Here is a 13,025-nt window from a genome sequence, read left to right as displayed (position 1 = left end):
CAGGAAATGGATCTGGGAAATTATAGCTGGCTGACGACGATCGGCACCTTGCCCCGCATGGTGTCGGAGGCGCTCGACCTATGGGGCACAGAAGAGAAATTAGGCGACGAGAACAATCCAGAAATTCTGAAATGGGCCCAGGAGGTCGGCGGCGACGTCGCCCAATCCTACAACGCTGATTCCATTCCATGGTGCGGCCTGACCATGGCGGTGGTAGCGCGGCGGGCTGGCAAAACACCACCCGTCAAGCCCTTATGGGCGCTCAACTGGCTCAATTTTGGAAAGGCGAGCGGCCAACCCGATCTGGGGGACGTTGTCGTCTTCGTTCGCCCTGGTGGCGGCCATGTCGGGATCTATGTTGGCGAGGATGCTGACGATTATCATGTGCTTGCAGGTAATCAGAACGATACGGTTTGTATTCGCCCATATTCCAAAGAGCGTTTTCTGGAAGCACGCAAGCCGCTTTACATGACCCCTCCTGCGTCAGCCGTTCCCATCATGTTGGACAGCGATGGCAACCTCGTGACCTAAACTGCCGCTTGACCCTCACGCCTATCTGGAACGCCCTTCGCGCTCCAGATAGGCCATCACATCCGCCCGTGCGAGCGGGTCGGGCAGGCCGGGAAAGGTCATCTTCGTCCCCGGCGCGAAGCGTTGCGGCGAGGTCAGCCAGCGGTCCATCGTCGCGCGGTCCCAATGCCCACCGACCCGCTCCAGTGCGGCGGTATAGCCATAGCGCAGGCTGCCCCCGGCGACCGGCTTGCCCATGATGCCGTGCAGATTGGGCCCCGCCCGGTCGAGTTCGCCCTTGCCGATCGTATGACAGGCCAGACACTGGCCGAAGGTCCGCGCGCCCGCATCGGCATCCGCGACCCGCATCAGCGCGTCGAGCGACGGGTTGGGGCCCGCCGCCTTCAGCCGCTCGGCCCGGTCGCCATCCCCGCAGGCGATCAGTGCGAGGCAAGGCAGGATGGCGAGCAGGGCGGTCGATCGGGGCGGCTTCATCGTGCCGCCCTAACGCCGCCCTCGCATCATACCCCATTGGACGAATCGCCCCATCGTCGTTTCGTGGGATTAACGACCTGACAAGCGCGGCAAAGCCGGGTTAGGCTGTCGTCATGGCACTTCGGTTAGACAATCAGGGCTTTTCCGACGCCCTCGTGATCCTCGGGTCGGCGGGGATCGTCATTCCGGCCTTTGCGCGCTTTCGGGTCAGCCCGGTCATCGGGTTCATCCTGGTCGGGCTGCTCGTCGGCCCGGCCGGGCTGGGATCGCTCGTCCCCCATGCACCGTGGCTCTATTATCTAACCATCTCCAACCCGGAGTCGATCGAGCCCTTTGCCGAGTTTGGCATCATATTATTGCTGTTTTCCATCGGGTTGGAGCTATCCTTTCGTAGGCTTTGGGCGATGCGACGGCTGGTGTTCGGCACCGGCGCGGCCGAGTTGATCGGCTCGGCGGCGCTGATCGGGATCGCGCTCCATATGCTGGGGCAAGGCTGGGCGGGAGCGATCGGCCTTGGTCTTGCCCTTACCCTCTCCTCGACCGCTTTGGTGCTGCCGCTGGTCGGCACGACGAGCCCGGTGGGCCGCGGCGCGTTCGCGATGCTGCTCTTCGAGGATCTGGCGCTGGTGCCGATCATCTTCGCGCTGGGCGCCATGGCGCCGACCGCCAGCGACGAGGGCTGGGTCGGGATTGCGGGCGTCGCCCTGCGCGGCGGCCTGACGGTGGTCGCCATGTATCTGGGCGGCAAGTTCGTGCTGCCGCGCCTGTTCGCGCAGGCCGCGCGGACCAAGAGCCCCGAGCTGTTCCTGGCCGCCTCGCTGCTGGTCGTCATCGTCGCCAGCGTCGCGACGACCGCTGCCGGGCTGTCGCCGATCGTCGGCGCGCTGCTGGCGGGCCTGCTGATCGCCGAGACCGAATATCATTCCGAGGTCGAGGTGATGACCGCGCCGTTCAAGGGCCTGGCGCTCGGTGTGTTCCTGATCACCGTGGGCATGAGCCTGGACCTGCGGTTGATCGCGAAGAACTGGGACATGCTGCTGCTCGCGGTGGTCGGCGTGGTCGCGGTAAAGGCGATCGTCACCTATCTGCTGCTGCGCGTCGCCCATGCCCGGCGCGGCGTGGCGGCGGAGACGGGCCTGCTGATGGGCAGCCCGTCCGAGACGACGCTGATCGTCTTGGGAACGGCGGCGCAGGCGCAGCTGATCCTGCCCTCGACCGCCAGCTTCTGGCAGACGGTGACCGCGATCGGCCTGACCATCACCCCGTTGCTCGCCAAGGCAGGCCGGGTCATCTCGCGTCGGATCGAAGCGCGCAGCGGCGAATTGCCCCCCGCTCCCGAGGCGGATGCCGATACTGGGCGCACCGTGGTCATCGGCTTCGGTCGCGTCGGCAAGATGATCGCAGACATGCTGACCGTCCATGGCCAGCCCTATGTCGCGGTCGAGGCCGATATCGATTCGGTCAGCGAGGCGCGGCGGGCGGGCTATCCGGTGCTGTTCGGCGACGTGGCGCGGGCCGAGCTGGTCGATCGGCTGAACTTGCCTGCTGCGCGCGCGCTGATCCTGACGATGGACGATCCGGTGCTGACCGTGCGGCTGGCGCGGCGCATCCGCGAGGCCGCGCCCGACCTGCCGATCATCGCGCGCGCCCGCGACATGGCGCATGCCACCGAGCTGTACCGCGCGGGCGTCAGCGAGGCGGTGCCCGAGACGCTGGAAAGCTCGCTGCAATTGTCGGAGGCGGTGCTGGTCGATCTGGGCGTCGCGATGGGACCGGTGATCGCGTCGATCCATGAAAAGCGCGACGAGCTGCGGCAGGTGATCCGGCGCGAGGCGCAACTCCAGCGCGAGCCGCGTATCCGGCGACTCAAGCGGCTGGGGGAACAGGGGTAACGAACCCCATTCCTCCCCAAGCTTGCTTGGGGAGGGGGACCGCGGCCGTCAGGCCGTGGTGGAGGGGCATAGCCCCTCGCCCCTCCACCATCGCTTCGTGATGGTCCCCCTCCCCATGCCCCGCATGGGGAGGATTGGGTTAGCCCAGGCGACCCAGTGCGGCGTGGAGGCGCGCAGCCTCCGCCATCTTGTCGGCATGGTCGGCGCGAGCCTTTTCGACCGCTTCGGGCTTGGCGCGCTCGACGAAGCTGGCATTGCTCAGTCGCCCGCCCAGCGCGTCACGTTCCTTCTCGACCGCCGCAATCGCCTTGGTCAGGCGCTGACGTTCGGCATCGAGGTCGATCACGCCTTCCAGCGGCAGGACGAAGGTCGCCTCATCCACCACGACCTGCGCGGCCCCGCCGGTGGCATTGCCCTCGGCAGCTTCGACACGCGCCAGACGCGCCAGTGCCGAAGCCTGACGGATCAGACGTGCCGTCGTTCCCTCGTTCGCATCACGCACATGCATCGGCAGACGCGCGCCCGGCGGCACGTTGAGTTCGGTGCGCGCGGCACGGATTTCGCTGACCAGACGGATCAGCCAGTCGATCTCGCGCTCCGCCTCGGGGTCGAGCGCGCGGGCGTCGGCCATCGGCCACTGGGCCACGATCAGGTCATGATCGCGCGCACCCATGGCGTGCCACAATTCCTCGGTGATGAAGGGCATGAACGGGTGGAGCAGGACCAGGATCTGGTCGAGCACCCAGCCCGCCACTGCGCGGGTTTCCTCCCCGCCCTCTTCGCCGCCCTGGAGGACCGGCTTGATGAGTTCGAGATACCAGTCGCAGAAACGGCTCCAGACGAACTGGTAGATGGCGTTCGCCGCGCCGTCGAAGCGATAGTCGGCCAGCGCGAGGTCGACCGCCTGCACCGTCTTCACCGTCTCGGCGATGATCCACTTGTTGACCGCCAGCGTCGCGTTGGGCGCCTCCAGCGTGGTCGATCCGCCGATGCCGTTGGCCTGGGCGAAGCGCGCCGCGTTCCACAGTTTGGTCGCGAAGTTGCGATAGCCCTCGACCCGGCGTTCATCCATCTTGATGTCGCGGCCCTGGCTCTCCATCGCCGCCATGAAGAAGCGCAGCGCGTCGGCGCCATACTGGTCGATCAGGCCCAGCGGATCAACCGTATTGCCCTTCGACTTCGACATTTTGGAGCCGTCGGCGGCGCGGACAAGACCGTGGAGATACAGTGTCTTGAAGGGCACCTCTTCCATGAAGTGCATGCCCTGCATCATCATCCGCGCATCCCAGAAGAACAGGATGTCGAAGCCGGAGATCAGCACGTCGTTCGGGTAGCGGCCCGCCAGCGTCTTGTCGCCATTGTCGGGCCAGCCGAGCGTCGCGAACGGCCAGAGGGCGGAGGAGAACCAGGTGTCCAGCACGTCTGGATCACGGGTCAGGGTGACGCCCTCACCGGCTTCGGCCTGCGCCTCTTCCTCGGTTTCGGCAACGAACACGCGGCCGTCCTCGGCGAACCAGGCCGGGATCTGGTGCCCCCACCAGAGCTGGCGGCTGACGCACCAGGGCTGGATATTCTCCATCCAGTTGAAGAAGGTCTTTTCCCAGGCCTGCGGAACGATCTTGATATCGCCGCCGCGCACCGCCTGGATCGCGGGCTGGGCCAACGTCTTGGCGTCGACATACCATTGGTCGGTCAGCCAGGGCTCGATCACCACGCCCGAACGGTCGCCGAACGGGGTCTGGATCGTGCGCGGCTCGGCGTCGTGTTCTTCGCCGTCCTTGTCGACATGCGGGATGAGGACGCCCTCGTCCTTCAACCGCGCGACCACGGCCTTGCGCGCATCGGCGGTCGACAGGCCCAGGAACGCGTCGGGGATCAGCCCGTCCGACGTCTGGCAGATATGCGCCTTGCCATCGAGCATGTTGAGCATGTCGCGCGCTTCGATCCCGGCGCGGCGGCCGACCTCGAAATCGTTGAAGTCGTGGCCGGGCGTGATCTTGACCGCGCCCGATCCCAGCTCGGGGTCGGCATGTTCGTCGGCGACGATCGGGATCAGGCGGCCGGTGATCGGCAGGCGCACCTGCTTGCCGATCAGCGCGGTATAGCGCGCGTCGTCCGGATGGACCGCGACCGCCATATCGGCCAACATCGTCTCCGGCCGGGTCGTCGCGACCTCGATAAAACCCGATCCATCGGCCAGCGGGTAACGCAGGCGCCAGAAGCTGCCCTTCACTTCGCGCGTCTCGACTTCCAGGTCGCTGATCGCGGTGCCGAGCCCCGCATCCCAGTTGACCAGCCGCTTGTCGCGGTAGAGCAGGCCCTGACGGTACAGGTCGACGAATACCTTCAGCACCGCCTTGCTGAAGCCCTCGTCCATGGTGAACCGCTCATTGGCCCAGTCCATCGAGCAGCCCAGGCGGCGCAGCTGGCCGGTGATCTGGCCGCCGCTCTCCGCCTTCCACGTCCAGACCTTTTCCAGGAACTGATCGCGGGTGAAGTCGGTGCGCTTCTCACCACGCGCGTTCATCTGGCGCTCGACCACCATCTGGGTCGCGATGCCCGCATGGTCGGTGCCGACGACCCACAACGCATCCTTGCCCTTTAGCCGGGCATGGCGGACCAGAATGTCCTGCAACGTATTGTCGAGCGCATGGCCGATATGCAGGTTGCCGGTGACGTTGGGCGGCGGATTGACGATCGTCCACGGCTCGGCGTTCGGGCGGTCGGGGCGGAACAGGCCCTTTTCCTCCCAATGGCCATACCAGCGGGCTTCGATTGCGGCGGGGTCGAACGTCTTGGGCAGCTCAGTCATGACGCTGCCTTAATCACCCGCGCCGCCGGACGCCAGATGCTATCCGGAGCGTGTCCTATCGGACCGATTCTTCTCCATTCCTCCCCTGCAAGGGGAGGTGGCAGGCCGCAGGCCTGGCGGAGGGGTGTCACCCTATCGAGAGGGGGACACCCCTCCGCCATGCTTCGCATGGTCCCCCTCCCCTTGCAGGGGAGGAATAGGCTTAAGTGAACTTATATCAGGTTCGCGCACCCGGCCGGTCGAGCACCGCGCGAATCCGCTCGTTCAGGTCGGCGCGGCGATAGGGCTTGCGGATCAGCTCATAGGAGCGTGCGCCCTCGTCGATCGCCTCGTCGGCAAAGCCGGTGGTCAGCAGGACCGACAGATGCGGATAATCGCGCCGCACGACCTGCGCCAGCGCGACGCCGTTCATCCCACCGGGCATCAGGATATCGGTGAACAGCAGGGCGAAGTCGCTGTCCTGCGCCAGATAGTCGAGCGCTTCGCGCGCGCTGCGGGTCAGGACGACGTCATAGCCCAGATCCTCGAGCATCGATTTGCCGAGATCGCCGACATCATCCTGGTCCTCGACCATCAAGACGCGCTCGACCCCGCCACTGCGGGCAGGCTGAACGGGCGCGGCGCGGCGTTCGGTGACGCCCGCAGCACGCGGGAAGTAGAGCGCGATCGCCGCGCCGTCCGTGTCGGTCTCGACCGTGGCGAGGCCGCCCGACTGGCGCATGAAGCCATAGACCATGGCGAGGCCCAGCCCTGCACCCTTCCCCATTTCCTTGGTGGTGAAGAAGGGGTCGAAAATCTTGTCGGCGATCTGCGGATCGATTCCCGGCCCGTCATCGGCGACGCGCACCATGACATATTCGCCGGGCTCCAGATTGGCGGGCCCCTCGGGACTATCGCCGGAGTGGATCATGTTGCGGGTCGAGATGGTGATCTCACCCTGCCCCGACTGACGGCCGATCGCCTCGCGCGCGTTGCCGACGATGTTGAGCAGCGCCATTTCCGCCTGGACCGGGTCGATCCGGCAGTTCCAGAGATTTTCCTCCAGCCGCTGGCGCATCACCACGCCATCGCCCGCCGTCCGGTTCAGGATCGGGCGGAAATCCTCGATCAGCTGGTTGAAGTTGAGCAGCCGGTCGCGCAGTTCCTGCTTGCGGGCAAAGGCGAGCAGTTGCTGGGTCAGCGTCGCGCCCCGCGCGGCGGCGGCGGCGATCGCCTCGACCGCACGACGGCCGCTACGATCGCCCTGATCGACCCGCGCCTCGAGGATATCGGCATAACCGATGATGACCTGGAGCAGGTTGTTGAAGTCATGGGCAATGCCGCCGGTCAGCTTGCCGACCGCCTCCATCTTCTGCGCCTCGTGCAACGCATCCTCGGCCTCGCGGCGGCGCGATATGTCGAGCTGGCTGCTGAAGAAATAGACCAGCTCGCCCGCATCGTCATAGACAGGCGAGACGAACAGCGCGTTCCAGAAGGTCGAGCCGTTCTTGCGATAGTTGAGCAGTTCGACCGCGATCTCGTCGCGCCGCGCGATCGCCGCGCGGACCTGCGCCACCACGTCGCGGTCGGTTTCCGGCCCTTGCAGGAAGCGGCAATTGGTGCCGAGGATTTCCTCCTCGGAATAGCCGGTCATGAAGCTGAAGGCTTCGTTGCAGAAGACGATGGGATTGTCGGGCTGCCGGGGATCGGTGACGATCATCGGCATGCGTGTCGTCTTCACGGCGGCAAAAAAGATGTCCGACTGCCCCGAATGCGGCTGGCTCGCATCCGCGATCGGGGGGGACGACACGTGCGAGCGCGTCGATTTCGACAGATCGGGCGTCTCGGGTGTCGGGTTCATGCCCAACGAACCCGGACGGGTGCCGCCGGTTCCGCTTGCATCTTGATGCAGGTCGAAAAGCCGGCGGGCAGGATCAGCGCCCTTCGCGCGTGATCCGGGCGATTTCGCGCGCGACCATCGCCTCGACCATCTCGGGCAGATGGGTATCGAGCCATTCGCGCAGCATCGGGCGCAGCATGTCGCGGACCAGCCCTTCGAGCGTGCCGTCGCTGGTGGGTTCGGGCTTGACCATCATACGGCTGAGCGCCTCCAGGGAACCACGGCTGGCCTCGGCCACGCGCGGGGATACGATCGCCTCTTCCGCGTCGTCCAGATCGGCCTGGACCGGCGGGGCGACGGGTGCGGGGGCGGCGACATGCGCCACCGGCTCGGGGGCCGGAGCAGGCGCCGGGGCGGGTTCGGGCGCCACGGCGCGCATCGCCGATTCGGCGGCGCGGGCGGCGGCGGCCTCGACCTTCATGCGCAGCGGCATGGGATCGCTGAGTTCCAGGACCTCGGGCGAATCATCCTCGACCGCAGGCGCGGGCACGGGGCGCGGCTGGCGACGCTGGCGCGCGGGCACTTCGCCCTCTTCGGCAATGATCCGTTTGATCGAGGAGAGGATCTCTTCCATCGACGGCTCTGCGCTGACATCACCCATGACCGCAAACCCCATTCTTGCCCCCAAGGCCCCTGTCCGGCCTTATTGCCGGCTTGGTGCCTCCGCACCTGTGGTTAATGCGGGGCTTCTGTCAACAGGGGCGTTGACGTCGGCGTCGAGCGGACGGGTGATCGCCGCCGTCTGCGCCGGGGTTCCGGCGGTGGTGCTGGCGACCGGTGCGGGCTCGCCATCGCCACCCCAGTCGCTGATCTTGTTGCGGACGCGCTTGTAGTTGGCGACCGGATCATAAAGCGAACCGCCGTCCAGCCCCAGGTCGCGCGCCTCGGCATTGCCCATTGCCGCGATCAGCGCGAAGCCCGCAACATAGGCGTCGCGTCGCGCCGTCACCAGCGTCACCTGGCTGTTCAGCAATTCCTGCTCGGCGTTCAGGATGTCGAGCACGGTGCGGGTGCCGACACTGTTCTCGGCGCGCACGCCTTCCAGCGACAGCGAGTTGGCGCGCACCGCCGATTCGGCCGAGGCGATCACCTCCTGCGAGGACTGCCACACGGCGTAGGCGGAGCGGACCTGCGCCACCACCTGCCGCTCGGTGCCGGTGGCGTTCTCCAGCGCCTGTCCACGCAGCGCCTCGGCCTGGCGGACCTGCGCCGCCGGGCGGCCGCCCTGGAACAGCGGCATCGACATCTGCACCCCGACCGTCGCATTGACGCCCGAGGCCGGAACATTGGGCACGTTCAGTGAGCCCAGATAGTTGAAATAATTGCCGCTCGACACCGCCGACAGGCGGGGCAGCCGGTTCGCGCGCGCGACGTTGATGTCATAGCGGGTCGCATCCGCCGAACGCCGCGCGGCGATCAACTGCGGATTCTGGTCGAGCGCGACCGCCACCGCCTGATTGGGCGAGGCGGGCAGCGTCGGCAGCGCGGGCGGCTGTTCCAGCCCCACCGGCGCGACGCCGACGATATTGACGTAGTTTTCGCGGCTGGAGATCAGGTTCGCCTGCGCCGACTGAAGCTGCGCGCGTGCCTGCGCCAGACGGGCTTCGGACTGGGCGACATCGGTGCGGGTCAGGTCGCCGACCTGGAACCGATCGCGCGAGGCACGCAAATTGGTGTCCAGCACATTGACGTTGCGGGTGTTGAGGTTGACGATCGCCTCGTCGCGGATGACGTTCATGTACGCCGCGACGACATTGGTGAAGAGGTTCGCCTCTACCCCGCGCAGCTGCGCCCGCCCGGCATCGACGCGCGTCTCGGCCGCGCGCACCGCATTCTTGACCGCGCCGCCCTGATAGAGCGGCACCGACAATTGCAACTGCCCCGTGCCGACGCGTTCCGGGTTGAGGAAGTTGTTATTGGCGACGACGATATTGTCGATGATCTGGCCGTTCGACTGCAGCGACGGCAGGCCGCTGGCCCGTGCGATCGGCACATTCTCATCGGTGGCGCGCTGGGCGGCACGCTGGCCGGTGATCGTCGGGTTGGTCTGATACGCCCGCACCATCGCCTCGCGCAACGTCTCCGCCGAAGCTGGTCCGGCCAACAACAGGGCCGAGCCGATCAGAACGCCGGAGGTCAGGCAGGAAGTCAGGTGCAGGCGCATGGTCCCTCAGAATTGGAAGGCGCGAGGACGGGCAAAGCCCGGCAGGATGGTGCATTCGACATCGGCGAAGGCGCGGACGCCGTGGCCGCCCTCGGTCCGGCGACCACTGGCCAGACGGGTGACGCCGTTCTCGACCAGGCCGGTGACGATCCGGCCGCCGATCTTGACCTGCTCGACCAGCGCGGTCGGCAGTTCCTCGACCGCACCGTCGATGACCAGCACGTCATAGGGCGCAGCGGCGGCGTGCCCCGCGTTGAGCGCACCCTGCACGACCTCGACCTTGGTCTCACCGGCCAGTGCGGTGCGCGCGGCGGCGACCAGATCGGCATTTTCCTCGACCGCGATCACCTGGGTCACGATCCCGGCGAGCAGCGCGGCGGTATAGCCGGTCGCGGCGCCGATCAGCAGGACACGGTCGCCCGCCTCCAGATACGCCTCGGTCAGCAGACGGCCGGTCGCCATCGGCAGGTTGACCGCGCGCCCCTGCCCCAGGTCCAGCGTACCGTCGCGATACGCCACCGGGCGCAGCGCCTCGGGCACGAACGCCTCACGCGGCACGCGCGCCATGGCGGCGACGACCCGCTGGTCGCTGACCGCCGTGGTCCGCAGCTGGCTGGCCACCATCGCATGGCGCATCGCGTCGAAATTCGAGGAATCAAAGCTGGTTGTCATCATCGCCCTACCCTGTCGCACAGCCGTTTTAGTTGTGCAATACACTAAATTGGTTCCCGCCGCTTCTATCGCGTGGGGCGATTTCCGCCAAGCGGTTGAGCGGCGCGGGTCTCCGGTTTGGAAATATACGCCAAACAGCGCGCCTTGCGGATACAATATTGCGGGAGCCTATCTAGAAGGTCCGAGTTGTATCGCTGGATTAAACCAACCACCGGCGTGGAGGATCACATGAAACGGAGCTTAGGGCTTATCGGCGTGGGCGCCATCGGCTGCGCCGTTTTGGGTGGCTCCGTGGCTGCGGGCTATATGGAGAAACGCTTCAAACCCCAGGCCAGTACCGAACGGTCATTCGGTCAGGGCGCATCGCCCGCGCAGAATATGGAACGCCGACGTGGCCGGGCCGCGACGATCGCCGTGGCCGAAGCAGCCGTTCGATAACGTCCGCATCTCCGCTTCGGAAAATCTCACGACTTTTTCGATGCGACGACACTCCCCTGTTGACGCCGCGCGAAAAACCGCACACATGCCCGCCTCCCACGCATCGAGGCGCGATGGCGGAGTGGTGACGCAGAGGACTGCAAATCCTGACACAGGCCAGCTTTTAGGCCGAAAGTTCGCAGGTTTCGTGCTCTGTTCCGATCATTAGATATCAAGAGGTTAGCATAGTCGGTGCGTACTCCGCACAGGACTTTTGCGGTCCCGTGTCACGCCGATTCGGCCGCCTCCATTTTCGCCATCGCGGCGGCGGCGCGCAGACGCTGCGAGGCATATTTCAGTGCCATCTTGAAGGTCTGGTGTCCGAGCACACTTTCGATCTCCGCGACCGTGCAACCAGCTTCTTCCATCCGTGACCCGGCGGCGTAGCGCAGTCCGTGCATCGACCGGTTGTTCGGCATGGCGCCGATGCTCTCCACGCGCCGGCGGATCGCACCGGACAGGCCGTTCGGCGTGAACGCCTTGCCCGCCTCCGTCGTGCAGATCACGCCGCCGCGCCGGGGTAGCGCATCAAGGTGTTTCCGCAGTGCGGTGTGGCACGCGATGTCGAGCAACGCAGTCGTCTTCGACTGGCGCACGCGAATGATATCGCCCTGGAACTGCTGCCAGGTCATCTTTACGACGTCCTCGCGCCGCTGGCCGGTATAGAGCGCGACCAGCACAGGCGTGACCAGGTGCGGCGGCGCACCGCGCAGGAAGTGCTCGACCTCGGCGTCGGACCAGACCACGATTTCCTTATCCCCGCCCTTGCGCTTCAGGCGCTTGATGCCCTTGGCCGGATTGAAACCGGCGGGAACGTGGTCGTTTTCGTCCGCCCAGCTGTAGAGCCGCGACAGCATCTGCTTGATCTTGTGGGCCTTGCGGACGGTCTGGGCGTGGTCATCACGCACCGCCTTCAGCATGTTGCGAGTCGCGGCGGCATAGCGCACATCGCCTAGTTCCTCGACGATCAGGTCGAGCGTCCGGCCATAATCCAGCTGCGTCGCGTCAGCGAGACCGCGGAACTCGGGACTGCGGCGATACTGGCCGACCAGCCACTCGAAGCTGCTCCGCGCGACCGGCTTTTTCGCCCCTCGCGCCTCAACGACGGCCAACAATTCCGCGTAGCGTTCCATGAAGACGGAGCGCTCTTTCTGCTTCATTGGATGCAGACCGGGCTCATGCGGCAGGGGCACGTCGCCGGTGTGCTTATGGCGGAACCGCCAGTAGATCCCCTTCGACAGATAGGTATATTTGAGGTCAGTTCCGGCCACGTGCGCGCCTTTTCTCGAAGAAGCGAGCTTCCTCATCGTCCTGTTCCTTGCCCTGCTCGGCGGCGGGGATCGGCTGGTCTGTCATGCGATCGACGAATCGGTCGAGATCGACACGATCCCACACGACCCGGCGGCCGATGCTCTTCGCCTGGATGCCGAGCGTCTTGAGCGTCGTCGGGCTGATGCCCAGATATTCGGCCGCGTCGGCGGCGGACAACAGGCGTCCCCAGCGCGCGCGAAACGGTATGATAGGGGTCTGTTCCATTATCCCCTTCCCTCCTCAGGAACGTATCGCCGCCAGAGCGCCCTAAGAGCGTCGAGCCATGCGGTTGCATCTGCGCGCTTCGCTTGGGTCGCGCCCTTGCGCGCGAAGTGCTGGTGTGTGTCAGCCTGGGCGCGGATCCAGCATTGCGCGAACGGCGGCGGCGGATCGCCGTGGGCGTCCAACCGCGAGTCGAGACGGCTATGCACCGCATCGGACCGCTCGGGCGTCCAGTCGTCGCTGGACCGGTGCCGCTCGATCGACAGGCGGCACAGCAGGATCATGCACCACGCGCCGAACGACGGCCCCCGGCCCTCGGCCCGCAGCTGCTGCACCTCCGGCTGCATCTGCCAGCTGTAGGCGCTCTCGCTCATCGCGAAACCGGAGGCGGTCATGCGGGCTGCTCCACGACAGTCACGCCGGATCGATCGACCACAACGCTAGTGACGCGGTATGGCCTGGCTAGGGCTCCAATCAGGAACCAGACCGCAACGGCTGCGGTCAGGGAAACATCGAAGCCGTCGCCATATGGCTGATCCCGCCAGAACGGGACGCCGATGGCGCCGGATAGCGCAAACCCGAAGAACCAGG

At 66.1% G+C, this 13,025-nt stretch carries 12 protein-coding genes; 3 read left to right on the top strand and 9 right to left on the bottom strand.

What is annotated here, in order from left to right; all coding sequences use genetic code 11:
- Positions 1-6 precede the first annotated feature (6 nt).
- Complete coding sequence (locus ACWKSV_RS01835; protein ID WP_076715620.1) at positions 7-531, top strand: TIGR02594 family protein; 525 nt, start codon at positions 7-9, stop codon at positions 529-531.
- Between the two features lie 21 nt (positions 532-552).
- Here ACWKSV_RS01835 and ACWKSV_RS01830 read toward each other — a convergent pair whose 3' ends face one another.
- Complete coding sequence (locus ACWKSV_RS01830) at positions 553-1,005, bottom strand: c-type cytochrome (protein WP_076715618.1); 453 nt, start codon at positions 1,003-1,005, stop codon at positions 553-555.
- Positions 1,006-1,118: 113 nt separating this feature from the next.
- On the opposite strand from ACWKSV_RS01830, the gene ACWKSV_RS01825 reads away from it, so the two are divergent.
- Positions 1,119-2,897, top strand: a complete 1,779-nt coding sequence (locus ACWKSV_RS01825) for a cation:proton antiporter domain-containing protein (RefSeq protein WP_056439676.1) — start codon at positions 1,119-1,121, stop codon at positions 2,895-2,897.
- A gap of 139 nt (positions 2,898-3,036) precedes the next feature.
- Here ACWKSV_RS01825 and ACWKSV_RS01820 read toward each other — a convergent pair whose 3' ends face one another.
- The 5 genes from ACWKSV_RS01820 to ACWKSV_RS01800 form a co-directional block, all read right to left on the bottom strand.
- Positions 3,037-5,709 carry a valine--tRNA ligase gene (locus tag ACWKSV_RS01820; RefSeq protein ID WP_076715616.1) on the bottom strand — a complete coding sequence of 891 codons (2,673 nt, stop codon included), beginning with the start codon at positions 5,707-5,709 and terminating at the stop codon, positions 3,037-3,039.
- Positions 5,710-5,926: 217 nt separating this feature from the next.
- Positions 5,927-7,549, bottom strand: a complete 1,623-nt coding sequence (locus ACWKSV_RS01815) for a histidine kinase famiy protein (RefSeq protein ID WP_338469016.1) — start codon at positions 7,547-7,549, stop codon at positions 5,927-5,929.
- Between the two features lie 73 nt (positions 7,550-7,622).
- Entirely contained in the window at positions 7,623-8,189 is a 567-nt protein-coding gene (locus ACWKSV_RS01810; protein WP_076718043.1) for a DUF2497 domain-containing protein, read from the bottom strand.
- Positions 8,190-8,231: 42 nt separating this feature from the next.
- Positions 8,232-9,752: a TolC family outer membrane protein gene (locus tag ACWKSV_RS01805; protein WP_083706606.1), complete on the bottom strand. Its 1,521-nt coding sequence runs from the start codon at positions 9,750-9,752 to the stop codon at positions 8,232-8,234.
- 6 nt (positions 9,753-9,758) lie between these two features.
- Entirely contained in the window at positions 9,759-10,427 is a 669-nt protein-coding gene (locus tag ACWKSV_RS01800) for a protein-L-isoaspartate O-methyltransferase family protein (protein WP_156884227.1), read from the bottom strand.
- Positions 10,428-10,610: 183 nt separating this feature from the next.
- Here ACWKSV_RS01800 and ACWKSV_RS01795 point away from each other — a divergent pair, with 183 nt between their 5' ends.
- Positions 10,611-10,862 carry a hypothetical protein gene (locus ACWKSV_RS01795; RefSeq protein WP_156884226.1) on the top strand — a complete coding sequence of 84 codons (252 nt, stop codon included), beginning with the start codon at positions 10,611-10,613 and terminating at the stop codon, positions 10,860-10,862.
- A 266-nt stretch (positions 10,863-11,128) separates the two neighbouring features.
- On the opposite strand, the gene ACWKSV_RS01790 is transcribed toward ACWKSV_RS01795, so the two are convergent.
- Genes ACWKSV_RS01790 through ACWKSV_RS01780 form a run of 3 tightly spaced genes read right to left on the bottom strand, consistent with a single transcriptional unit; the run spans position 11,129 to position 12,829 of the window.
- Positions 11,129-12,172 carry a tyrosine-type recombinase/integrase gene (locus ACWKSV_RS01790; RefSeq protein WP_483666872.1) on the bottom strand — a complete coding sequence of 348 codons (1,044 nt, stop codon included), beginning with the start codon at positions 12,170-12,172 and terminating at the stop codon, positions 11,129-11,131.
- Positions 12,159-12,437 (bottom strand): helix-turn-helix domain-containing protein, encoded by a 279-nt coding sequence (locus ACWKSV_RS01785; RefSeq protein WP_483666871.1) that lies wholly within the window; start codon positions 12,435-12,437, stop codon positions 12,159-12,161. Before ACWKSV_RS01785 ends, ACWKSV_RS01790 begins: the two co-directional genes overlap by 14 nt.
- Positions 12,437-12,829: a hypothetical protein gene (locus tag ACWKSV_RS01780; RefSeq protein WP_483666870.1), complete on the bottom strand. Its 393-nt coding sequence runs from the start codon at positions 12,827-12,829 to the stop codon at positions 12,437-12,439. Before ACWKSV_RS01780 ends, ACWKSV_RS01785 begins: the two co-directional genes overlap by 1 nt.
- Positions 12,830-13,025 lie beyond the last annotated feature (196 nt).

Source organism: Sphingomonas sp. SphC10, from assembly GCF_057004845.1.
The sequence above is the reverse complement of the archived record's forward strand: the minus strand, read 5'-3'. Positions and strand labels throughout refer to the sequence as shown.

What these genes read in the sequence shown, in the direction of transcription:
- ACWKSV_RS01810 (WP_076718043.1), bottom strand. Translation starts at nt 8,189, where the DNA reads ATGGGTGATGTCAGCGCAGAGCCGTCGATGGAAGAGATCCTCTCCTCG.
- ACWKSV_RS01830 (WP_076715618.1), bottom strand. Translation starts at nt 1,005, where the DNA reads ATGAAGCCGCCCCGATCGACCGCCCTGCTCGCCATCCTGCCTTGCCTC.
- ACWKSV_RS01805 (WP_083706606.1), bottom strand. Translation starts at nt 9,752, where the DNA reads ATGCGCCTGCACCTGACTTCCTGCCTGACCTCCGGCGTTCTGATCGGC.
- ACWKSV_RS01835 (WP_076715620.1), top strand. Translation starts at nt 7, where the DNA reads ATGGATCTGGGAAATTATAGCTGGCTGACGACGATCGGCACCTTGCCC.
- ACWKSV_RS01825 (WP_056439676.1), top strand. Translation starts at nt 1,119, where the DNA reads ATGGCACTTCGGTTAGACAATCAGGGCTTTTCCGACGCCCTCGTGATC.
- ACWKSV_RS01785 (WP_483666871.1), bottom strand. Translation starts at nt 12,437, where the DNA reads ATGGAACAGACCCCTATCATACCGTTTCGCGCGCGCTGGGGACGCCTG.
- ACWKSV_RS01800 (WP_156884227.1), bottom strand. Translation starts at nt 10,427, where the DNA reads ATGATGACAACCAGCTTTGATTCCTCGAATTTCGACGCGATGCGCCAT.
- ACWKSV_RS01820 (WP_076715616.1), bottom strand. Translation starts at nt 5,709, where the DNA reads ATGACTGAGCTGCCCAAGACGTTCGACCCCGCCGCAATCGAAGCCCGC.
- ACWKSV_RS01815 (WP_338469016.1), bottom strand. Translation starts at nt 7,549, where the DNA reads ATGAACCCGACACCCGAGACGCCCGATCTGTCGAAATCGACGCGCTCG.
- ACWKSV_RS01780 (WP_483666870.1), bottom strand. Translation starts at nt 12,829, where the DNA reads ATGACCGCCTCCGGTTTCGCGATGAGCGAGAGCGCCTACAGCTGGCAG.